Origin of the sequence: Xanthomonas hortorum, from assembly GCF_040279205.1 — a bacterium.
Taxonomy (GTDB): domain Bacteria; phylum Pseudomonadota; class Gammaproteobacteria; order Xanthomonadales; family Xanthomonadaceae; genus Xanthomonas; species Xanthomonas hortorum_F.
The window spans coordinates 85,986-108,457 of sequence record NZ_JBEOLS010000004.1; the positions used below are offsets into that span (position 1 = coordinate 85,986).

General features: G+C 65.3%; 15 protein-coding genes and 1 pseudogene. 8 read left to right on the forward strand and 8 right to left on the reverse strand.

Annotated features, from left to right (window positions below):
• Positions 1-272 precede the first annotated feature (272 nt).
• Complete coding sequence (locus ABS769_RS03095) at positions 273-4,715, reverse strand: beta strand repeat-containing protein (protein ID WP_350498071.1); 4,443 nt, start codon at positions 4,713-4,715, stop codon at positions 273-275.
• A gap of 352 nt (positions 4,716-5,067) precedes the next feature.
• Here ABS769_RS03095 and ABS769_RS03100 point away from each other — a divergent pair, with 352 nt between their 5' ends.
• The 4 genes from ABS769_RS03100 to yccS all read left to right on the forward strand — a co-directional run bounded on the left by ABS769_RS03100 (position 5,068) and on the right by yccS (position 11,264).
• Positions 5,068-5,277 carry a hypothetical protein gene (locus ABS769_RS03100; RefSeq protein WP_317060775.1) on the forward strand — a complete coding sequence of 70 codons (210 nt, stop codon included), beginning with the start codon at positions 5,068-5,070 and terminating at the stop codon, positions 5,275-5,277.
• A 531-nt stretch (positions 5,278-5,808) separates the two neighbouring features.
• Entirely contained in the window at positions 5,809-7,392 is a 1,584-nt protein-coding gene (gene purH, locus ABS769_RS03105) for a bifunctional phosphoribosylaminoimidazolecarboxamide formyltransferase/IMP cyclohydrolase (RefSeq protein WP_268213992.1), read from the forward strand.
• Between the two features lie 120 nt (positions 7,393-7,512).
• On the forward strand, positions 7,513-8,808 hold the full coding sequence (gene purD, locus ABS769_RS03110) for a phosphoribosylamine--glycine ligase (RefSeq protein ID WP_317060776.1): 1,296 nt from the start codon (positions 7,513-7,515) through the stop codon (positions 8,806-8,808).
• A gap of 242 nt (positions 8,809-9,050) precedes the next feature.
• Positions 9,051-11,264 (forward strand): YccS family putative transporter, encoded by a 2,214-nt coding sequence (gene yccS, locus ABS769_RS03120; protein ID WP_317060777.1) that lies wholly within the window; start codon positions 9,051-9,053, stop codon positions 11,262-11,264.
• A 133-nt stretch (positions 11,265-11,397) separates the two neighbouring features.
• Here yccS and ABS769_RS03125 read toward each other — a convergent pair whose 3' ends face one another.
• Complete coding sequence (locus ABS769_RS03125) at positions 11,398-12,588, reverse strand: MFS transporter (protein WP_317060778.1); 1,191 nt, start codon at positions 12,586-12,588, stop codon at positions 11,398-11,400.
• Between the two features lie 97 nt (positions 12,589-12,685).
• Between ABS769_RS03125 and ABS769_RS03130 the strand changes: the two genes are divergently transcribed.
• The 4 genes from ABS769_RS03130 to ABS769_RS03145 all read left to right on the forward strand — a co-directional run bounded on the left by ABS769_RS03130 (position 12,686) and on the right by ABS769_RS03145 (position 16,652).
• The gene (locus ABS769_RS03130; RefSeq protein ID WP_317060779.1) at positions 12,686-13,588 is read left to right on the forward strand and encodes a LysR family transcriptional regulator; all 903 of its coding nucleotides are present in this window, start codon (positions 12,686-12,688) and stop codon (positions 13,586-13,588) included.
• A gap of 68 nt (positions 13,589-13,656) precedes the next feature.
• Positions 13,657-15,579, forward strand: a complete 1,923-nt coding sequence (locus tag ABS769_RS03135; protein WP_317060780.1) for an MFS transporter — start codon at positions 13,657-13,659, stop codon at positions 15,577-15,579.
• Between the two features lie 318 nt (positions 15,580-15,897).
• On the forward strand, positions 15,898-16,242 hold the full coding sequence (locus ABS769_RS03140; RefSeq protein WP_006450995.1) for a CD225/dispanin family protein: 345 nt from the start codon (positions 15,898-15,900) through the stop codon (positions 16,240-16,242).
• On the forward strand, positions 16,242-16,652 hold the full coding sequence (locus ABS769_RS03145) for a DUF2752 domain-containing protein (protein ID WP_317060781.1): 411 nt from the start codon (positions 16,242-16,244) through the stop codon (positions 16,650-16,652). The genes ABS769_RS03140 and ABS769_RS03145 overlap by 1 nt, the downstream gene beginning before the upstream one ends.
• Positions 16,653-16,873: 221 nt before the next feature.
• Here the strand turns inward: ABS769_RS03145 and ABS769_RS03150 are convergent, their stop codons facing one another.
• The 6 genes and pseudogenes from ABS769_RS03150 to ABS769_RS03175 all read right to left on the reverse strand — a co-directional run bounded on the left by ABS769_RS03150 (position 16,874) and on the right by ABS769_RS03175 (position 22,441).
• Positions 16,874-17,767, reverse strand: coding sequence for a hypothetical protein (locus ABS769_RS03150; protein WP_317060782.1), 894 nt, complete (start codon positions 17,765-17,767; stop codon positions 16,874-16,876).
• A gap of 79 nt (positions 17,768-17,846) precedes the next feature.
• On the reverse strand, positions 17,847-18,737 hold the full coding sequence (nudC, locus tag ABS769_RS03155) for an NAD(+) diphosphatase (RefSeq protein ID WP_317060783.1): 891 nt from the start codon (positions 18,735-18,737) through the stop codon (positions 17,847-17,849).
• Between the two features lie 327 nt (positions 18,738-19,064).
• Positions 19,065-20,285: pseudogene (locus ABS769_RS03160) on the reverse strand (lipase family protein).
• Between the two features lie 494 nt (positions 20,286-20,779).
• Positions 20,780-21,166 carry an iron-sulfur cluster insertion protein ErpA gene (gene erpA, locus ABS769_RS03165; RefSeq protein ID WP_006451000.1) on the reverse strand — a complete coding sequence of 129 codons (387 nt, stop codon included), beginning with the start codon at positions 21,164-21,166 and terminating at the stop codon, positions 20,780-20,782.
• Positions 21,167-21,249: 83 nt separating this feature from the next.
• On the reverse strand, positions 21,250-21,699 hold the full coding sequence (locus ABS769_RS03170; RefSeq protein ID WP_317060784.1) for a bactofilin family protein: 450 nt from the start codon (positions 21,697-21,699) through the stop codon (positions 21,250-21,252).
• A gap of 4 nt (positions 21,700-21,703) precedes the next feature.
• A complete protein-coding gene (locus tag ABS769_RS03175; protein ID WP_104592422.1) occupies positions 21,704-22,441 on the reverse strand; it encodes a DUF6776 family protein in 738 nt (245 codons plus the stop codon).
• Between the last annotated feature and the right edge of the window lie 31 nt (positions 22,442-22,472).

Genomic DNA, 22,472 nt, shown 5'->3' on the forward strand with positions numbered 1-22,472 from the left:
GCGCTCCACTGCCGTGGTTGACGGAGCCAAGCCGCTCTGAGCGCTGATGCGTGGAGCGTCGTCTGGATGTCTCGCTCTGCCGATGCGGATCCAGCGCTGACATGCGCGGTTCACTCTTCGTGACCCGCTTCAGGGACTGGCGACGCCAGGCGTGCGGCAGTCATCGGAGTCACCGCAATGCGTGTTTGAGCAGATCAGGCCAACTGCCGCTCATCGGGCAGTTGGCCGCAGCCGCTGATCAACGCCACCGATCGCTTGCGTGCGTTGCTTGCTCAGTGGGGTGCATGCGCGTCAGGCGCGTGATCGGCTGCAGACGCCGGCCCGCCGCCATGCTCGAGCACGATGGTGTCGATCGTGTCGAACGGATCGTCGAATTTTTCGACCACGTTCTTGTCGTCGTCGACCTGATAGGCGGTGTCGGCCTCGACGCCCTCCTCGCCGGTCTTGGCAATGATGTTGGTATAGCGCTTGCCGTCCCAGCATCGGAAGATCAGCACCGAGTCTTCGCCACCGGTGAGGGTGGAGCCCAGGCTACCGATCAATCGGCTGTTGGCGCCCGCAGTCAGGATGCTGTTCTTGCCGGCGGTCAACTTGCTGCGGTCGCCTGCCATCAGCGTGCAATCGTCGCCTGCGGTGAGTTTGCTGCGGTCCCCGGCGGTGAGGAAGCTATTGCTGCCGGCCAGCAACTTGCTGCGATCGCCGGCAATCTGGGTGCTGTCGGCGCCGGCGATCAGCTTGCTGCGGTCGCCTGCGGTCTGGATGCTGCCCCTGCCGGCGATCAGCGTGCTGCGCGAACCGGCCGTCTGCGAACTCAGCTTGCCGGCGATCAACATGCTGCGATGACCGGCAATCTGGGTACTTTCGTGTCCTGCGATCAACGAGCTTCCGTAGCTTGCGATCTGGTTGCTGCCATAGCCGGCGGTCAGATAGCTGCGCACGCCACTGGTCAAGGTGCTGCCATAACCGGCGATCAGCGAGCTGTCCTGTCCTGCGGTCTCGGTGCTGCCGTAGCCTGCCGTCAGCGTGCTGTTGTCCAGCGCCATCAGGGTGCTGCCGTAGCCGGCGGTCAGCGTGCTGTCGCCACCGGCGGTCTGGCTGCTGCCGTAGCCGGCGATCAGCGTGCTGGAAAACCCGGCGATTTCGGTACTGCCGTAGCCGGCGGTCAGCGAGCTGTTTTCCAGCGCGGTCAGCGTGCTGCCATAACCGGCGGTCAGGGTGCTTTCGTAACCGGCGGTCTGGGTGCTGCCATACCCCGCGATCAGGGTGCTTTCGTAACCTGCGGTGGAATTGCTGCCGTAACCGGCGGTCAGGATGCTGCCATGGCCGGCCGTTTGCGTGCTGCCGTAGCCGGTGGTGAGCCAACTGATTTCCTGCGCCGTCTGGGTGCTGCCATAACCGGCGGTCAAGGTACTTTCGTAGCCTGCCGTCTGTGTGCTGCCATAGCCGGCAATCAACGAACTCTGGAAGCTGGCGGTGGACGTACTGCCGTAGCCAGTGATCAGCCAACTGCTGCTCTGCGCGGTCTGGGTACTACCGTAACCGGCCGTCAGGAAGCTGTCGTAACCGGCAGTCTGGGTACTGCCATAACCCGCGATCAGCGAGCTGTCCGGGCCGGCCATGGAGGAACTGCCGTAGCCGGCGATCAGCGAACTGCTTTCCTGCGCGGTCTGGGTGCTGCCATAGCCGGTGGTGAGAATGCTCTTGTAACCGGCGGTCTGGGTACTGCCATAGCCGGCAATCAGCGTACTGTCGTGGCCGGCGGTCGATGTGCTGCCGTAACCGGTGGTGAGCGTGCTGCGTTCCTGCGCGGTCTGGGTGCTGCCGTAGCCGGCGGTGAGGATGCTTTTGAAGCCCGCGGTTTGGGTGCTGCCGTAGCCGGCGATCAGCGAACTGTCGGAGCCGGCAGTGGACGAACTGCCATAGCCGGCAGTGAGCATGCTGCCTTCCTGCGCGGTCTGGGTGCTGCCGTAGCCGGTGGTCAGGATGCTTTTGAAGCCGGCCGTCTGCGTGCTGCCATAGCCGGCAATCAGCGAACTGTCAGAACCCGCAGTTGAAGTGCTCCCGTAACCGGCGGTGAGGTCACTGCCCTTAAGTGCGGTTTGCGTACTGCCATAGCCGGCAGTGAGCGAGCTGTCGCCCCCGGAGGTCTGGGTGCTGCCATAGCCGGCGATCAGCGTGCTGTCGGCACCGGCGGTCGACGTGCTGCCATAGCCGGTGGTGAGGTCACTGCCCTTACGTGCGGTTTGCGTGCTGCCGTAGCCGGCAGTGAGCGAGCTGTCGCCCCCGGAGGTCTGGGTGCTGCCATAACCGGCGATCAGCGTGCTGTCGGCACCGGCGGTCGACGTGCTGCCATAGCCGGTGGTGAGGTCACTGCCCTTACGTGCGGTTTGCGTGCTGCCGTAGCCTGCAGTGAGCGAACTCTCCCCGCCAGAGGTTTGGGTACTGCCATACCCTGCGATCAAGGTGCTGTCGGCACCGGCCGTGGAGGTGCTGCCGTAGCCGGTAGTGAGATCGCTGCCTTTGCGCGCGGTTTGCGTGCTGCCGTAGCCCGCAGTGAGGGAGCTGTCCCCGCCAGAGGTTTGGGTACTGCCATAACCGGCAATCAAGGTGCTGTCGGCGCCGGCCGTGGAGGTACTGCCGTAGCCGGTGGTCAGGTCGCTACCGCTGCGCGCCGTCTGGGTGCTTCCATAACCGGCAGTCAGCGAGCTTTCGCCGCCGGAGGTCTGCGTGCTGCCATAACCGGCGATCAAGGTGCTGTCGGCGCCGGCAGTGGAGGTGCTGCCGTAACCGGTGGTGAGGTCGCTGCCCTTGCGTGCAGTTTGCGTGCTGCCATAGCCGGCGGTGAGCGAACTTTCGCCACCAGCGGTTTGCGTGCTGCCGTAGCCTGCAACCAAGGTGCTGTCAGCGCCGGCCGTAGAGGTGCTGCCATAGCCGGTTGTCAGGTCGCTGCCGCTGCGTGCGGTCTGCGTGCTGCCGTAGCCGGCGGTCAGCGAACTGTCGCCACCAGAGGTTTGCGTGCTGCCGTAACCGGCGATCAAGGTGCTGTCACCACCGGCCGTCGAGGTACTGCCGTAGCCGGCGGTCAGATCGCTGCCTTTGCGGGCGGTCTGCGTGCTGCCGTAGCCGGCGGTCAGCGAACTGTCACCACCAGAGGTTTGCGTGCTGCCGTAACCGGCGATCAAGGTGCTGTCACCACCGGCCGTCGAGGTACTGCCGTAGCCGGCGGTCAGATCGCTGCCTTTGCGGGCGGTCTGCGTGCTGCCGTAGCCGGCGGTGAGCGAACTTTCGCCACCGGAGGTCTGGGTGCTGCCATAACCGGCAATCAAGGTGCTATCTGCACCGGCGGTTGCGGTGCTGCCATAGCCGGCGGTCAGATCGCTGCCTTTGCGCGCGGTTTGCGTACTGCCGTAGCCGGCGGTGAGCGAACTGTCCCCGCCGGAGGTCTGGGTGCTGCCATAGCCGGCGATCAGCGTGCTGTCGGCACCGGCGGTGGAGGTGCTGCCGTAACCCGCAGTGAGGTCGCTGCCGGTGCGGGCGGTCTGGGTGCTGCCATAGCCTGCCGTCAGCGAGCTGTCGTTGCCCGATGTCTGCGTACTGCCATAACCGGCAATCAGCGAGCTATCGGCACCTGCGGTGCCCGTGCTGCCGTAGCCGGCAGTGAGGTCACTGCCGTCCTGCGCTGTCTGCGTGCTGCCATAGCCGGCAGTGAGTGAGCTTTCTCCGCCCGAGGTCTGGGTGCTGCCGTAGCCGGCGATCAGCGAGCTATCGGTGCCCGCCGTGCTGGTGCTGCCGTAGCCTGCGGTGAGGTCGCTGCCGTTCTGCGCGGTCTGGGTACTGCCGTAGCCGGCAGTCAACGAGCTGTCGCCGCCGGAGGTTTGCGTGCTGCCATAGCCGGCGATCAGCGAGCTGTCTGCACCGGCAGTTTCGGTACTGCCGTAACCTGCCGTCAGCTCGCTGCCCTGGCGCGCGGTCTGGGTGCTGCCATAGCCGGCAGTGAGCGTGCTGCCCCCGCCTGCGGTCTGGGAACTGCCATAGCCGGCCACGATGGTGCTGTCGGATCCGGCCACGCCGGTGCTGCCATAGCCGGCGATCAACTCACTGCCGTTACCCGCGGTCTCGGTGCTTCCATAGCCTGCGATCAGCTGACTCTGATCGGCGCCGGTGAGCGTGCTGCCATAGGTGGCGATTTCGCGGGTGCGCAGGATCGCATTTGACGGCTGCGCGGCTTGGGGGTCGATGCCGTTAGGCGGTGATGGAAGTGGCGCGGTGGAATGCGGACCGCTTTCAACAGCCGGCGCGGTGAACTGCGCGTGCGGTGCCTTGGGGGTGAATTCCGCAGCCATGACGGTGTCGACAGGCAAGTCGGGTTTGGGTGGCGCGTGTTGCTCGATGCCGGCGGCGATGCAGCTCATCGCGCCCGCGCGGTTACCGGCGTAGACCACGTCGGCCTTGGGGAACTTGATCATTCCCTCTTCGCCCAACCAGATGATATCGGCGGTTTCCACCATGCACACCACCCAGTGCGCATCGGCATGCATGTTCAGATGCGCATTGGTTCCCTGCCCCCACAACAAACCGGTCAAGCCATTTTCCTGTTTGACGCTAGGCTGCCAATGCCTGCATTCGACCGGACCGCTTTTCGGCCAGATCAATCCGCAATGATCGGACATGTTGTTCGTGCATGTGCGTAATGCCAAAACTTTTTCACGATTCATAAGATAATCTCATCTGAATTTTCTAAAACAGCCGCGCAAGTCAGGTTCATGCCATCGCCGATAGAAAGATGGGAGCGTCGCCCATGCGGGCGAAACGCATCCTCCCGCTGGCAAGGACTGCATCGGAACGGCAATGGTGGTCCTTCGGGAACGCCCTAGGGCGCGAAGTGCGCTGGGGTGTCTTGCTTGAATCGCAGGGTCATGGATCGCCGTGACGGCAAGACGCAGCTAGGGGTGAGGGCAAGGCTGGCTCCTGCGCGGCAGCCCTTGCAGCAAGTAGTGGTGGACGCCTCGCCGACAGCGTCATTGCCTTTGAACGTTAGGGAACTCAACAGATCAGCGAGTCCAGATCGTGATTCAGCAGCACGTGGCAGATGTCGCCGCAGCAGAAAAAATGTTTCCGATACCGAAGCGCGAAGCGCACATTGCGCCGAGATTTCCGACTTTTTTTCTAAATATGCGAACGGGTCTTGATTATGTCATTCGGCGAATCGCTCGCTTTCAAACAGATCGGCAGCCCGCCGATTTTTTACAGCAAAATATTTTCGTGATTAACGCCTGATTTATTGGTGAATTGGCTCACTAAATCAATTTAAACCCGATGGTCGAATGTCGCTTTTCGGATGTGCGCTCCGTCATTTGGCGTTTGTGACGCGGACTTTATCTGACTGCATCAACGCGCCCTTCGTCCCTGCCGGGTCGGTCATGCGCGACGGCTGCCGCATTTACGGCAAGCCGTCAGCGCGCTGCCATGACTGATATCAGCTGCACGCCAGCACACGACACCACCGCAGGCGGGCGTTCGATTGCTGGTATCTCGCCGAGTTGTCCAGACAGCCCTAGATGGAGCGATCGCTTCGCCGACGCCTGCGTGATCATGTCTGGCGACCGAACAACTCGACCGAGCGGCACGTGGTCGTCACCTGCTGTCGCCCGATGCCGTTGCGCTCTAGCGCCCACCAACCCTGCGTCCGTAGCAGCGCCTGGAAGCTCGCCGCCAGCACGCAGATTAAGGCGATCGCGAAGGTGTTGAGCCCATCGCGCGCTGTCGCGGCCTACAATATCGGCTGCCCCGCAATGACATCCCCCACCGATGGCCTCTGATTTCCTGCCCGTGCGCCGGGCCCTGCTCTCCGTTTCCGACAAGACCGGCCTGATCGACCTGGCCCGCGCGCTGGTGGCGCGTCACGTCGAGCTGCTGTCCACCGGCGGCACCGCCAAGGCGATCCGCGAGGCCGGTTTGCCGGTCACCGACGTCGCCGAGCTGACCGGTTTCCCGGAGATGATGGACGGCCGCGTCAAGACCCTGCACCCGCTGGTGCACGGCGGCCTGCTCGGCCGCGCCGGCATCGATGAAGCGGTGATGGCCGAACACGGCATCGTGCCGATCGACCTGCTGGTGCTGAACCTGTATCCGTTCGAGTCGGTGACCGCCAAGGCCGATTGCACGCTGGCCGATGCAGTGGAAAACATCGACATCGGCGGCCCCGCGATGCTGCGCTCGGCGGCGAAGAACTTCGCCCGCGTGGCGGTGGCCACCGATCCGGCGCAATACGCCGAGTTGCTGGCCGAACTCGATGCCAACGACGGTCAATTGTCGGCGGCCAAGCGCTTTGCGTTGTCGGTGGCTGCGTTCAACCGCGTGGCGCAGTACGACGCGGCGATCAGCAACTATCTCTCGGCAGTAGCCGATAGCGCCGAAAGTGTGCCCACGCGCAGCCCGTTCCCGGCGCAGATCAATTCCAATTTCATCAAGGTGATGGACCTGCGCTACGGCGAAAACCCGCACCAATCCGGCGCGTTCTACCGCGACCTGTATCCGGTGCCGGGCACCTTGGCCACCTTCCAGCAGTTACAGGGCAAGGAGCTGAGCTACAACAACCTGGCCGACGCCGATGCCGCATGGGAATGCGTGCGCCAGTTCGATGCGCCGGCCTGCGTGATCGTCAAGCACGCCAACCCCTGCGGCGTAGCGGTGGGCGCGGCCTGCGGCGATGCCTATGAGCTGGCCTATGCGACCGACCCGACCAGCGCCTTCGGCGGCATCCTGGCCTTCAACAAGACCCTCGATGCAGCGACGGCGAAAGCCATCCTGGACCGCCAGTTCGTCGAGGTGCTGATCGCCCCGGACTACGAGCCCGGCGCGCTCGAGTACGCGACCAAGAAAGCCAATGTGCGCGTGCTCAAGATCCCGCACGGCAACGGCCTCAACAACTACGACACCAAGCGGATCGGCTCGGGCCTGCTGATGCAGTCGTCCGACAACCGCGGCATGTCGCTGGGCGAACTGAGCGTGGTCACCCAGCGCGCCCCCAGCGAGGCCGAACTGGGCGATCTGCTGTTCGCCTGGCGCGTGGCCAAGTACGTCAAATCCAACGCGATTGTCTATGCCAAGGACAGCCGCACCATCGGTGTGGGCGCCGGGCAGATGAGCCGCGTGGTGAGCGCCAAGATCGCCGCGCTCAAGGCCGAAGAAGCCAAGCTCACGGTGGCCGGCTCGGTGATGGCCTCCGATGCATTCTTCCCGTTCCGCGACGGCATCGATGCCGCCGCCGCGGCCGGCATCAAGGCGGTGATCCAGCCCGGCGGCTCGATGCGCGACGGCGAAGTGATCGCCGCCGCCGACGAGCATGGCATTGCGATGGTGTTCACCGGCGTGCGGCATTTCAGGCACTGAAGTGCCGGGATTCGGGAGTGGGGATTCGGGAGTGGCAACGTCGCTCTGGTCTCTCCTGTTTCCGGTCTCCGCCTTGCTTCAACCAATCCCCAATCACGACTCCCCACTCTCGGCACTCACATGAAAATCCTTGTCATCGGCTCCGGCGGCCGCGAACACGCCCTGGCCTGGAAAATCGCGCAGTCCGCGCAAGTGAGCGAGGTGCTGGTGGCACCGGGCAATGCCGGCACCGCCACCGAGGCCAAGTGCCGCAATGTGGCGATCAAGGTCGATGATCTGGATGGCTTGCTCGCACTGGCGCAGCGCGAAGACGTCGCGCTGACCGTGGTCGGCCCGGAAGTGCCACTGGTGCTGGGCGTGGTCGACCGCTTCCATGCGGCCGGCCTGCGTATCTTCGGGCCGACCGCCAAGGCCGCGCAGCTGGAAGGCAGCAAGGCCTTCGCCAAGGATTTCCTGGCCCGCCACGGCATCCCCACCGCGTATTACGCGGTGCACACGGAAGTGGACGCAGCACTTGCCTATGTGCGTGAGAAAGGCGCACCGATCGTGGTCAAAGCCGATGGCCTGGCCGCCGGCAAGGGCGTGATCGTGGCGATGACGCTGAGCGAGGCCGAAGACGCGGTGCGCGACATGCTCTCGGGCAATGCGTTCGGCGATGCCGGCGCGCGCGTGGTGATCGAGGAATTTCTCGATGGCGAAGAAGCCAGCTTCATCTCGATGGTCGACGGCACCCACGCCTTGCCAATGGCCACCAGCCAGGACCACAAGCGCGTCGGCGATGGCGACACCGGCCCCAATACCGGCGGCATGGGCGCGTACTCGCCAGCGCCGGTGGTCACGCCCGAGGTGCATGCGCGGGTGATGCGCGAGGTGGTCGAGCCCACCGTGCAAGGCATGATCGCCGACGGCGTGCCGTTCACCGGGTTCCTGTACGCCGGGCTGATGATCGATGCGCATGGCGCACCGAAGGTGATCGAGTTCAACGTGCGCTTTGGCGACCCGGAAACACAGCCGGTGATGCTGCGCCTGCAGTCGGACCTGGTCGATCTGCTCGAAGCCGCCATCGACGGCAAGCTCGACAGCGCGCAAGCAAAGTGGGACCCGCGCCCCTCGCTGGGCGTGGTGATCGCGGCCAAGCCCTATCCGGAAACCCCGGTCACCGGCGAGGTCATCACTGGCCTGGACGCAGTGCCGGCCAACGCCAAGGCCTTCCATGCCGGCACCGCGTTGAATGCCGACGGGCAGGTGATCAGCGCCGGTGGCCGCGTGCTGTGCGTGGCCGCCCTGGGCGACAGCGTGCAGGACGCACAGCGCACCGCGTATGCCGGCCTGCAGCCGATCCACTGGCCCAACGCCTTCCAGCGCAGCGATATCGGCTGGCGTGCGATCGCCCGCGAGCGCGACGCACAGGGCTGAACACTCGCAACCACACCTTGCAAGGTCATCAAGCGCGATACATGCCCGTGCAGTTGGCCGGACGCGCAGCTCACGCAGCTGCGCGCAGGCACGTGCTGTCGGGCTGCGGCGCAGGCACCGTCGTCGCGCAATCGGCTCCAATCCGCACAAACGCCGCCCTACTGACAAAGAATTAGCCGCCCTCCACACCGATGACGCGTGCCTGCGGCAATAATGCCCGGGCACCTTGCTTTGCAGAGACTGTGGCCACTTCTTCCTTCGAAACCCGCCTGAGCCGCTTGTGGGCCCATGAAAAGGCCAGCTATGGCCTGCGCGTGTTCATCGCGCTGGCAGTGGCGATGGGCGTGTGCTGGCACTGGCAGCAGCTCACCGCGGTACCTGCGCTGTTCCTGGGCGCGATCGCCAGCGCCATTGCCGAAACCGACGACAACTGGCTGGGCCGCATTAAATCGGTGTTGCTGTCGCTGCTGTGTTTTGCCGCTGCCGCAGCATCGGTGGTGCTGCTGTTTCCGTATCCGCTGGCATTCGTGATCGGCATGGCGGTGGCGACGTTTTCGCTGACCCTGCTCGGCGCACTGGGCGAGCGCTATGCCTCGATCGCGCAGGCCACGGTGGCCTTATCGATCTACGCCATGATCGGCATGGACCAGCACGGCAGCCACGATCCGCTGATCGCCTGGCACGGTGCGGCGCTGCTGCTGATCGGCGCCACCTGGTACGGCGTGCTGTCGATCCTGTGGACCCTGCTGTTTGCCAACCGCCCGGTACGCGAGCGGCTGTCGCGGTTGTTCTTCGAGCTGGGCCGCTATCTCAAGCTCAAAGCCGATCTGTTCGAACCGGTGCGGCAAAGCGACCTGCATGCGCGCCGGCTGGCGCTGGCAGAACAAAACGCCAAGGTGGTCGGCGCGCTCAACGCCGCCAAGACCGCGATCATGAGCCGCTTCGGCCGCTCGGGGCGGCCGGGCGTGCAATCGGGCCTGTATTTCCGGCTGTATTACATGGCGCAGGAATTCCACGAGCGCGCCAGTTCCTCGCACTATCCCTACGAAGCGCTGACCGATGCGTTCTTCCATAGCGATGTGCTGTATCGCTGCCAGCGCCTGCTCGCGTTGCAAGGCAAGGCCTGCGCGGCGTTGGGCGAGGCGATCCGGCTGCGCCACCCTTTCGATTACGGCGACAACAGCCGTCTGGCCACCGAAGACCTGCGGCAATCGCTGGACTATCTGCACGCGCGTGCCGACCCCGCATTGGCGCGCCTGCTCGGTGCGCTGGAACTGCTGGTCACCAACCTGCAGAGCATCGAACGCAAGCTGTCGGAGGCGGCGCAATCCGATTCCACCAGCGACAACCTCGACACCCGCCTGCGCGATTCATCGCCGCACACCTTGCGCGAAATGGCCGCACGCCTGGGCCAGCAACTCACGCCCGGCTCGGTGCTGTTTCGCCATGGCCTGCGCATGGCCATCGCGCTGGTGGTCGGCTACGCCATCATGCAATCCATCCATGCCGACAACGGCTACTGGATCCTGCTCACCACCGCCTTCGTGTGCCGGCCCAACTACGGCGCCACCCGCCTGCGGCTGGTGCAACGCATCGCCGGTACCTTGATCGGCCTGGTCGCCACCTGGGCGCTGATGCAGCTGTTTCCCGGCACCGAGGTGCAGCTGCTGCTGGCACTGGCCGCCGCGCTGATCTTCTTCATCACCCGCACCGATCGCTACATGCTGGCTACCGCCGGTATCACGGTGATGGCGCTGTTCTGCTTCAACCTGCTCGGCGATGGTTTCGTGCTGATCTGGCCGCGCCTGATCGACACGCTGATCGGTTGCGCGATTGCCGCTGCGGCCTCGTTCCTGATCCTGCCCGACTGGCAGGGCCGCCGCCTCAACCAGGTGATGGCCACGGTGCTGGCCAGCTGCGCGCGCTATCTCACCCAGGTGCTGGAGCAATACGCCAGCGGCATGCGCGACGACCTGCCCTACCGCATCGCGCGCCGCGACATGCACAACGCCGATGCCGCATTGTCGGTGGCCTTGTCCAACATGCTGCGCGAACCGGGCCGCTATCGGCGCAATCTGGACGCGGGCTTCCGCTTCCTGGCGCTGTCCAACACCTTGCTCGGCTATCTGTCTGCACTGGGCGCGCACCGCGCCGCACTCGATGGCGAACACGACCCCAGTATCGCGCAGGCCGGCGACTACCTGCAGCGCGCGCTGGGCGAGATCGCCACCGCCTTGCGCGAACGCCAACCGTTGCCGGTACACGACGAAACCGAAGAAGTGGCCACTGCCGAGGCGCTGGAACAACATGCCGTGCAACTACCGCCCAAGCAGCGCCTGGTGCGCGACCAGTTGGCACTGACCCTGCGCTTGTTGCCCAAGCTGCGTGCTGCGGCAATGGCGGTTACCACCGCACCGGCAGACAGCACCCCCCGTTTGGCGATCAACAAAGCCTAACGCGTCCTTGCCTGTGGGCACGGATGCCGCGCAACCAATGCAGCATCCATGTGGACAGCCGGATAACGGGCGATGCGATGCAAGCACAGGCCACCGCCATCCGATGGCCGCGCCGTCGCTCTGTCAGCCACACTTACTTCCACTGCTTGCGCGCCACGCTCAGCCACACCCACCCCAACGCCGCCACGGCCAGCACTGCGCCACCGATCACCACGCCGTTCCAGCCGGCCTGCGCATACGCCGCCGTGCCCAATGTCGAACCCACCGCGCCGCCGATGAAGTAGCAGGTGATGTAGGCCGAGGTAATGCGATTGCGCGCATTGGGATTGCGCTGATAGATCACGCTCTGGTTGGCGATATGCACGCCTTGCACCGCGATATCCAGCAGCAGCACGCCGACGATCAGCAAGCCGATCGATTGCGGCGCAAACGCCAGCAATCCCCACGACAGCAGCAACATCACCAGCCCGCCCCAACTGACCCGATCGCCATGCCCGTGATCGGACCAATGCCCGGAGCGATTGGCGGCCAGCGCACCAGCCGCGCCGATCAAACCGAACAGCCCGATCACCGCTGTGCCATAGCCATAACTTGGCCCGGACAGCAAAAACGCCAGCGTGGTCCAGAACATGCTGAAGCCGGCAAAGATCAGCCCGCCCAGCACCGCACGCGAGCGCAGCACCGCATCGTCGCGCAACAGCGTCAGCACCGATCCCACCAACTGCGGATACGACAGCTGCGCATTGCCCGGATGCCGCGGCAGCCCGCGCCACAGCAGCCAGGCGGTGACCAGCAACAGGCCGGAGGCGATCCAGTACACCGTATGCCAGCCGCCAACACCGGCCAGCACCCCGGCGGCCGTGCGCGCCAGCAGGATGCCCAGCAATAACCCGCTCATCACCGTGCCGATCACCCGCCCGCGCTCCTTGGGCGCGGCCAGGGTCGCCGCAAACGGCACCAGAATCTGCGCCGCCACCGAGCTGGCACCGGTCACGATGGTGCCCGCCAGCAACATGCCGAAGCTGTGCGAGGCCGCGCTCACCAGCAGGCCGAGCGCGCTGAGCACGAACAGCCCCACGATCAGCCCGCGCCGCTCCAGCCGGTCGCCCAGCGGCACCAGCAACAGCAGCCCCGCCGCGTACGCCAGCTGCGCAGCGGTTACCACCGCCCCGGCACTACGCACCTGGATCCCGAATGCCTGCGCCAACGTCTCCAGCAGCGGCTGCGCGTAGTAGTTGCTCGCCACCGCCAGCCCGGTGGCGGCGGCCATCAGCAGCACCAGCCGGCGCGGCAATGGCGGTTGGGCAATCGGTTCGACGGTCATGACAAGTGCCTGCTGAAGGAATGGGCGCAGTGTGGGCAGCGACGCCGCATCTTTCCAATGTATTGTTTTCACCGTGTCCATCGCGTTTTGAGATCGCATGCTGACCCTGCGCCAACTGGAATTTGCCGTGGCCGTGGCCGAGGAAGGCGGCTTTACCGCTGCCGCACGCCGTTGCAACACCGTGCAATCGGCGCTCAGCCACCAGGTCGCCAAGATCGAGGAAACCCTCGGCGCGCGCCTGTTCGAACGCGGCACCCGCCAGGTGCGGCCTACCGCGGCCGGCGAGGTATTCCTGCATAACGCCCGCGAAACCTTGCGCGCGGCCGAGCGCCTGCACGAGGAAATGGCCCAGGCCCTGGGCACGGTGCGCGGCCGGCTCACGCTGGGGCAGATCTCCTCGCTCACCACCGTGCAGCTGCCGACGCTGCTGCGCGCGTTTCGCAGCGCGCATGCGCGGGTGGACGTGCACCTGCGCACCGCCATGAGCGAGGCCCTGCTGCACGACCTGAGTGAAGGCCGGCTGGATGTGGCCCTGGTCGGCGTCGGCCCGCAGGTCGCAGTGCCGGAACAGCGGCTGCTGCTGCACGAGGAAGCCCTGTCCTTGATCGTGGCGCCCACCCATCGCTTCGCCACGCGCAAGCGGGTGGCGCTGGCCGAGCTGGACGACGAACCGATGGCCGGGCTGATCGCCGGCGCCGGCGTGCGCGGCATCGTCGATGCGGCCTTCGCGCAGGCCGGTTTGCGGCAGCGCCAGCAATACGAGGTCACCCATGCCGATCTGGTGCGCGAACTGGTCGCCGCCGACCTGGGCGTGGGCATCGTGCCGCAGACCATGGCTGCGGCCATGCGCGGGGTGGTGACGGTCGCGCTGAAGGAGCGCTTCGGCTTTTTGACCTATGCGGTGTGGCGGCCCGATCCCACCCCGGCCGCGCGTGCGTTCATGGCGCTGCTGCGCGCCCAGGCCGCACGAAGTGCGCCATCGGCACGCGCGCCGCGCTGAGCGCATCGGCCATGCACCAGCCCGCCGTGGAAGCCTGCTAGGCTGCGCGCGTTCGCAAAGGAAACTGCATGTCCGGTCACAGTCAGTTCGCCCTGCTCAGGCAGCGCCGCTTCTTGCCGTTCTTCGCCGTGCAGGCGTTGGGCGCGTTCAACGACAATGTCTATCGGCAGGCCATCATCGGCTTGTTGTTCTACCTGGGCATCGATGCGGCGCAGCGCACGCTCTACACCAATCTGGCACCGGCACTGTTCATCCTGCCGTACTTCCTGTTCTCCGCGCTGGCCGGGCAGATCGCCGAGAAACTGGAGAAGCAGAAACTCATCGTGATCACCACCACGATGGAAATCGCGATCATGTCGCTGGCCGCGGTGGGCTTTCTCACCGAGAACATGGTGATATTGCTGATCGCGCTGTTCTGCACCGGCCTGCAATCCACGCTGTTCGGGCCGGTGAAATATTCGATCCTGCCCTCGGTGCTCAAACCCGAGGAACTCACCGGCGGCAATGGCCTGGTCGAGATGGGCACCTCGATCTCGATCCTGTGCGGCATGATCTTCGGCGGGCTGATCTTCCAGATCGCCGGCAGCCATGGACCGGTCGCCGCGGCCACTGCGGTCATTGCCATTGCCGTCACCGGCAACCTGGTCGCGCGGCTGGTGCCCAAGGTCGATGCCGGCGCGCCCGAGCTGACCATCAACTGGAACCCCATTCCCGAATCGCGCGCCATCATGCGCCTGACCCGGCGCACGCCGGCAGTGCGCAACGCGGTGCTCGGGGTGTCGTGGTTCTGGTTCGTCGGCACCGTGCTGACCGCGCAGTTGCCCACGTACGCGCAGGTCAATCTTGGCGGCCAGCAGGATCTGTACGTGTTCGCGCTGGCGCTGTTTTCGATCGGCACCGGCGTGGGTTCGCTGCTGTGCGAACGGCTGTCCGGGCGCACCGTGGAAATCGGGTTGGTGCCGCTGGGTGCGTTCGGCATCAGCGCGTTTTTGCTGGATCTTTATTTCGCGCGCCCGGGCGCTGCGCCCGCCAGCAATCTGTCGATCAGCCAGTTCGTGCAGCAGCCCGGCAGCGTGCGCCTGATCGTGGATCTGGTCGGCATCGGCCTGTTCACCGGCTTGTTCGTGGTGCCGTTGTTCGCGCTGATCCAGAGCCGCACGCCCAAGGCCGAACTCTCGCGCGTGATCGCCGGGCTCAACATCCAGAACTCGCTGTTCATCGTCACTGCCGCCATCATCGGTATTGCATTGCAGTTGCCGCAGCTGGTGCTGTTCGGGGTGCGCATTCCGCTGCCGGGCCTGAGCATTCCGCAGGTGTTCCTGGCCCTGGCGCTGGCCAACACGTTGGTGGCGCTGTGGATCTTCACCCTCGTGCCCGAGTTCCTGATGCGCTTTCTCAGCTGGGTGCTGGTGAGCGTGCTGTATCGGCTGCGCGCGCGCGACATCGACCGCCACGTGCCCGATGAAGGCGCCGCGCTGCTGGTCTGCAACCACGTCAGCTACATGGACGCGCTGATTCTGTCGGCGGTGATTCCGCGCCCGGTGCGCTTTGTCATGTACTACAAGATCTTCCGCATCCCGGTGATGCGCTGGATATTCCGCACCGCCAAGGCGATCCCGATCGCCGGCGCACGCGAAGACCCCGCGCTGATGCAGCAGGCCTTCGACCGTATCGATGCGGCGCTGGCCGACGGCGAGCTGGTTTGCATCTTCCCCGAAGGCGCATTGACCAAGGATGGCGAGATTGCGCCGTTCAAATCGGGCGTGGAAAAGATCCTTGAGCGCCGCCAGGTGCCGGTGATTCCGATGGCGCTGCGCGGCATGTGGTCGAGCATGTGGAGCCGCCGCGACACCCGTCTGGGCCGCATGCGCGTACCGCGCAGGATGCGCGCGCATATCGAAGTGGCCGCCGCGGCAGCGGTTCCCGGCAACGAGGCGACCGCCGCGCTGCTCGAACAGCAGGTGCGGGCGCTGCGTCAGGATCAGCCATGAGTGCGGCGAGCGCGGGCTTTGCGTCCGTCGCGCGCCGCGAGTAGCCTGTGCGCCATCACACGTTTTGCCGCCGCGCTCGCCTGGCGAACGCGACAGGTCGTCTTGGGGGAAGTCGTCGTGCTCAACATCATCGCGCCTGAGGCATCTGCCGCGATCGGCTGCTGCTGCTCATTGCAGCGGCCGGCGATCGCGCCGGTAGCCATGTGCGGCCGTTGTGTACCCATGCCTACGACCGTCGCCATTGCTGCGGCACGCGCCCGATAACCCTCCCCACTCACCCATCAGTTCGCAGTCGTTTACCACCCAAGGAGCTTCACCATGAGTGCCATCCCGCCGCCGATCCATCCCTCGTCCAGCGCCGCGCCCGGCCCGGTCCCCAACCACCTGATCTGGGCGATCGTCTCCACCGTGCTCGGCTTCTGCCTGTGCTGCCCGGCCCTGATCAGCGGCATCGTGGCGATCGTGTTCTCCAGCAAGGTCAACGGCCTGCTCAACCAGGGCGACATCGACGGCGCACGTCGCGCCTCCAATACCGCCAAGACCTGGTGCATCGTGACCAGCGTGCTGGCCGTCATCGGTCTGCTGATCAACATCGGCATGGTCGCCACCGGCGGCATGCAGGGCTACATGGACTACATGCAGCAGTTGCAGCACATGCAGTAATGGAACTGCGTCTACGCCATTGGCTTGGACTCGGGGCGGCCACCAGCGTGGCCGCCTTTGGCGTGAGCTTGTTGTATCGCTTCGATCCGAACGCGAGCAACAGCCCGTTCCCGCCCTGCGTGTTCCGTGCCGTGACCGGCTGCTATTGCCCCGGTTGCGGCATGACCCGCGCGCTGTACGCGCTGGTGCACTTCGATCTCCCCGGCGCCTTCGCAATGAACCCCGCCGCCGTGCTCGGCCTGTTCACCCTGCCCGGCCTGATCGCCTGGAAAGCCGGCTGGCGCGCGCGCTGGTTCGCACCGGTCGTGGCAGTGATGTCCGAGCCGAAGTTCTGGTTATGGGCGTTGCCGACGTATTGGGTTGCCAGGAATTTGCCTTGGTACCCGTTTACGCTTCTGGCGCCGGCTTAGACCGTTAAGGATCAACTCTGTGAACTTAGAGCAAGAATCCGAGCGCGCCACTGAGCTACTAATCGGAAAGATTGTTAAGTCTGTTAGACGTCACCGACCTGGCGAAGTCGCCATCCAGTTCGAAGATGGAAGCCGGCTCTTCATGGACGTCAATGGCGATGCTCTTGAGCTTTCTATCACCGATTGCACGGGTGATTAACTGCCTCTAAGCGGACTTGGTGTTACCGCACCCACCCAGCAATCACCAGCAACGCCAGCACCACCATCCACAGCAGCAGCACGCGCCAGACCAGGCTCATCGCATCGCGCACTTCCGGCAGGCGGCGCCACACTGGCACCAGCCCCGAATCGGTGTAGTCGTGCGCTTCTTCGCGTAGCTCGGCACTGACGCTGGCACGCGCCACCGCACCGAGAAAATGCGGCTCCAACGACCACCGATTGCCGTGCGCTTGCCGCCAGGCGCGGAACACCGTGTCGAAATTGCCCACCAGCGCCATCGAGACGGTGATCAACTGCGCCACCGGCCATTCCAGCGCGGCCAGCAGCCAGCGCGCGCCGGCTAGATTGCGTGGCGGCAGCAGCACCGACAGCGGGCTTTCCACCGCCAATGCCGTGAGCCGGTACAGCACAGCCCCAAACGGCCCCAGCAGCAAAAACCACCACAACACTGCGAACCAGCGCCGCAGGCCGTTGACCACCACCGCTTCCACCAGCGACGGCGCATCTTCGTGCACGCTGCCGCCGGCTGCCTGCAACTGCGCAATCGCATCGCGTCGCGCGCCCGGCGCGTCGGCATCGATCACCGCTTCCACATCGCGATCCAGATCGCGCGGCCCCCAGGTCCAGGCCAGCACCGCCACACCGAACAACAAGGCCAAAAACCCGCGCCACACATCGTCCAGCAGCCATTGCAGCAGCAGGACAACCAGCAAGGCCGGCAACAGCGCCAGCAGCACGCCATAGCGCCCCTGCCACGCACCGCGCCCGGCCGCATGACTATCCAGCCGGCGCAACCAGTGGGCGAACCACTCAAAACGTCGCAGCCGCACCACGTGAGCAGGCACCAGGTGCCCCAGTGCGAGTGCGACGACGACAGCAACCAGGGTGGTGAACATGGGTGGGCCTCCTCAGCCGAGTCTAGCCGAGCCGATGCCAGCGCACCTGATCTGCCCGCGTTGTACTGATCGGCCAGGCTCAACCATGCGTGCGGTGCCAGTGCTCGATCAGCGCGCGCGCGATGGAAATACGTGGCGGCAAGCCGATGCTGCCCTCGCCCGCCAATGCAGCGGTGACCTCGGCATGCGTGACCCAACGCGCGTCTTCCAGCTCGCCGGTCACCTGCGGCACCTCGGTGGCTGCAGCACGCGCGGTAAAACCCAGCATCAACGCACCCGGGAAGGGCCACGGTTGCGCGCCCAGATAGCGGCAGTCCTGCACCACGACGCGGGTTTCTTCGAAGACTTCACGCGCCACGGTCTGCTCCAGCGATTCGCCGGGTTCGACGAAGCCGGCAATCACCGAATACCGCCCCGGCGCCCAACTTGCCTGCCGCCCCAACAACACGCGCGCGCCATCGCTGACCGCCACGATGATGGCCGGATCCACGCGCGGGTAATGCTCGGTCTGACACTGCGTGCAATGCGCGATGAAGCCGGCACGCCGGAAGGCGATCGCCCCGCCACACACGCCGCAAAACCGCGTGCGCGACTGCCAATGCAACATCGCACGCGCATAGGCGAAGGCTGTGGCGATGTCGGCCGGCCAATCGGCAGCGGCCTGCCGCAGATCGATGCTTTGCGGCGCCTGCACGCCGCTCTGATCGGCCGGCAAGCAAAACCAGCCGACGTCATCGCGCAGGCCCAAAAAAATCGCCGCCTCCGGCCCGTCGCCAAGCGCCGCGCCCTCCATCAGCAAGGGCTGGCCCTGCGCGTCGGCGAGCGCAGCGCCCTTGGCATCGAGCAACAAGACGCAGCCCTGCGGCCACAGACGCGCCAATGCATCGGGATCGTCACGCAACAGATCGCCACGATCGAGCGGCGCGTGGGTGAAGGCACATTCGGAGGTTGAAAAGAGAGACTCGGACATCGGCGCAAGCCTGCCGATAATCGGCATCGCCTGCAACCGTCGCACACACTCTGACGGCCTCGCTACCGGCGCGTGTTCAGACCTGGATGCCAGCAGCGCCAGCCAGTTGATTGCCGCATGGTGACAGCAAGGCGCGCGCTGCCCGGATCGCGAGGCAGCGCGCAGTTGTCACAGCACTCAGACAACGATGTCCGACTCCGCCGTCATCCTCCGCCTCGCCGCTCGCATCGGCGCGACGGCATCACTGGGTAGGCTTTCGACAGACCCCTGACCTGCAGATCATCCGCATCCGGCAGATCGAACCGAATCGAACCGATGACCGTCGCGTCAGCGCTGCTTGTCCAGCAACTGATGCCGCACCGCGACGATGCACGGTTCATTGGTCGTCAGATGGACGAATGCCGAGTTGTCGTTGGGGTCGCCACTGCCGATGTCGACCAGCGCGACCTGCGTGCTGCCACGACGCTTGAACCCGGCGATCGCGGTCACCGCGTTCTTGAGCGGGATGGTCGCGTCGTTGGACGAACCGCACAGCAGCGTTGGCGTCTGTGGTTTCCAGTCCAGCAGATCGTTGCGCGCCAGATCCTTGCGGAACGGGTTGTTGGGGTTGCTGGCAACATCACGGTAGAACCCGGGCTGGAAATACGCCTTGAGCTGATCGATCCCAGGCAGCGTATCGCCAAGGACCAGATCGGTCAGGCCCAGCTTGCCGGGGAACAGCGCCTCGACCCTGGCCGCCCACGGGTCCTGAAACACTTGCCCGGCGGCCAGATAGATATTGCGATACGTGTGCTGCATCGCGACGATGGCATAGCTGCCCAAAATGATGCCGAAGCTGCTTTCGCCGACCGCGTTGCTTCCGCTCCAGCTGTCCACAAAGGTCTGCTCCAGCGCGTAGGGCCCGGAGATCGGCGCGCTGGCAACCAACTGAAATTCCTTGGACAGATGCGCCTCGATCTCCCGCTGGGTGGCCAGTGCGGCATGGCCGCCTTGCGAATACCCCGACAGCATGACCTTGCCGGACAACGGCGTGTTCAACCGCTGCAGAACGCTGCGCGCCGCGCGTAGTGCATCGACCGTCGCACTCGCCTCGGACGCGCTATGCAGGTAAGGATGGAAGCCGTAGCTGGATTTCCCCAGCCCCAGATAATCACTGCTGACCACCACATAGCCTTGGCTGGCCAGACGCGTGACCAGCGGGTCGTCACCCTTGGCGTCACGGATGTCCTTGGCCTACTCCTCATTGCGAATGGTCGCGGTCGACCGGCCCCAGCCCAGCAGCGGATAGGGCCCGCTGCAGCGCTCGCCACCCGGAATCAGCACCACGCCCGATGCGGTGGCCGGTTCGCCATTGACGCCGATCGTTGCATAGGTGAACTCGGCCACGCGCACATTGCATTTGGGCTGTTCGGCCGCTGGCTCGGAGGCAAGCGATACCGCAATCGCATCCCGGGTGTAGCTGGTCAGAAAATTGCTGTTGAGCAAGGTGCCACGTGCAGGCGATGCCTGGGCGCTGGGCGCAAGCACCGCGCCGGCGATGCCAAGCATGGTCAACAGGCCGAACGCCGATCGGGATGTGAGTTAATGAACGGAACCGGCAGCAGCGATCTACGGCACGCAGGATCGGCATCTAGCTGTCCGATCAACGCGCGGGAGATGGCAATGTGGTCGCGACGCCATGGCGTGGGATGGGTGCTGTGTACGGCACGCTCGCTCGGCGCAATGGCGAGTGCCGCCAGCGCGCGTCAGGTCGAGACACGATGCAGGGATAAGGCGAGCATGTCGTAGCACCGGCATTGAGCATGCGGGCAGTATGGCCGCCGCCACGCGCGCGCCACCTCGCGCGCACGAAGCTTGCGCGCGCCCGGCGAAACCCGCAGCACGGAAATGTTTGCAACACGTTAGACAGGCGCCCTGGTAGCGCATCGCGCACCACCGACACCTTGGCGATCATCCGCGCAGTGCGTAGATCACATCACTCGGCGCTTGAAAATCGACCATCGCATCAACGACACGCGCAGGCTGAAGCAACCGCGCCTGGTTTAGACGCTGAAGCTGCTACCGCACCCGCAGGTGGTCTTGGCATTGGGATTGCGGATCACGAACTGCGCACCGGTCAGGCTTTCGGTGTAGTCCACTTCGGCACCCATCAGGTATTGCAGGCTCAACGGATCGACCAACAGCGTCACGCCATCGGTGGCCACGGACAGATCGTCTTCGGCGCGGTTCTCATCGAACTCGAAGCCGTACTGGAAGCCGGAACAGCCGCCGCCCTGGATGTACACACGCAGTGCCAGCTCGGCATTGCCTTCTTCCTGGATCAGCTCGCGCACCTTGGCGGCGGCGGCCACGGAAAAGTTCAGTGGCCGGTCGATGGACTGATAGTCCGGTGCCGGGGCGGCGGTGGGAAGCGAAACGAGCGTACTCATGGCGTTAGCATGGGGGCCAGGCGGTCCCACTTCAAGCGGTGGCTGCCGAACCCCGTGCCGCGCTTCAGCCGCGCACAAGGCATTCAGGCGTCGGCGGTTTCGGCTTGCCGGGCGTTGACCGGCTCGGCGCGGCTGGCGTCCGGCGCCGGCAACGCAGCGGTTGCGCCTGCACTGGCGGCGTGGATCAGCCGCCCGGTGAGCTGCGCACCGGCGCTCATCTCCACCACCTGGTAATGCACATTGCCCTCCACGCGCGCATTGGCGGCCAGTTCGACCCGCTCGGCGGCATGCACATCGCCGGTCAGCTGGCCGTTGATGATCACCACCGGCGCGCGCACTTCACCCTCGATGCTGCCCTGCTCGGCCACCGTCAGGATGGCGCTGGCGCCATCTTCGGCAATGACCTTGCCCAGGATGCGGCCTTCCACATACAGCCCGCCGCTGAACATCAGGTCGCCGCGAATGATCACTTGCGGCCCGATCAAGGTGTCGACCACGGTCTGCGCACCACGGTTGGACTTGTTTCCGAACATAGAGCTACTCCCCCGCGCCATTGCCGGCGACTTTCCAGTCGAATGTCTGATTGACCGGCGCCCCATCGCCGCTCAGGGAGATTTTGACACGTTGCGGAGTGAAATCCTTCGGCAGGATCACGCTGCCGTCCAATTGCTGGAAATAGCGGAACGAGTAGGGCTGCCCGGCGGCGTCGGGTTTCTGGTGCAGCTCGTTCCAGCTCACCGTCACCAGCTTGCCGGCGCGCACGCCTTCCACCGCAAAGCGCAGCTGGCCCTGGCTGATCGCGCCGCGGTTGAGGTTCTGGGTCAGCACCACGCTGTAATTCCAGGTGCCGCCGGCCTCGGCGGTGAACTGCACCGAATGCGCGTTGAGCCCCTTGCGCTGCGCGGTGGAGCCCACCAGCCGCTCGTAGAACGCCACATCGGCGCGTAGTGCGGCGATCTGTTCGTCGCGCTCTGCCAGCGAGGCCTGCACCTCGGTGTTGGCGGCGCGGCTGATCTTGTCGGACATCGCCAGATTGACCTGGCGCTGCTGTAGTTGCTCGATCAGCCGTCGTTGCTGCGCCTGACTACGCTGCGCCTGCTGCAACGCCGCCTCGGCCTCGACCAGACGCGGCGCGGCGGTGCGGCTGGCCATCCACCACACCCCGCCCAGCGATGCCAGCCACACCAGGGCGATCACCAACCACAGCCAGCGGCCGCTGGAACGGCCACCACCCGAGTCACGTTGGACGATCTGAACGCGTGCGGCTGGTCGCATGGGCATCGGGTCCGGACAGGCCGGCGCAGTC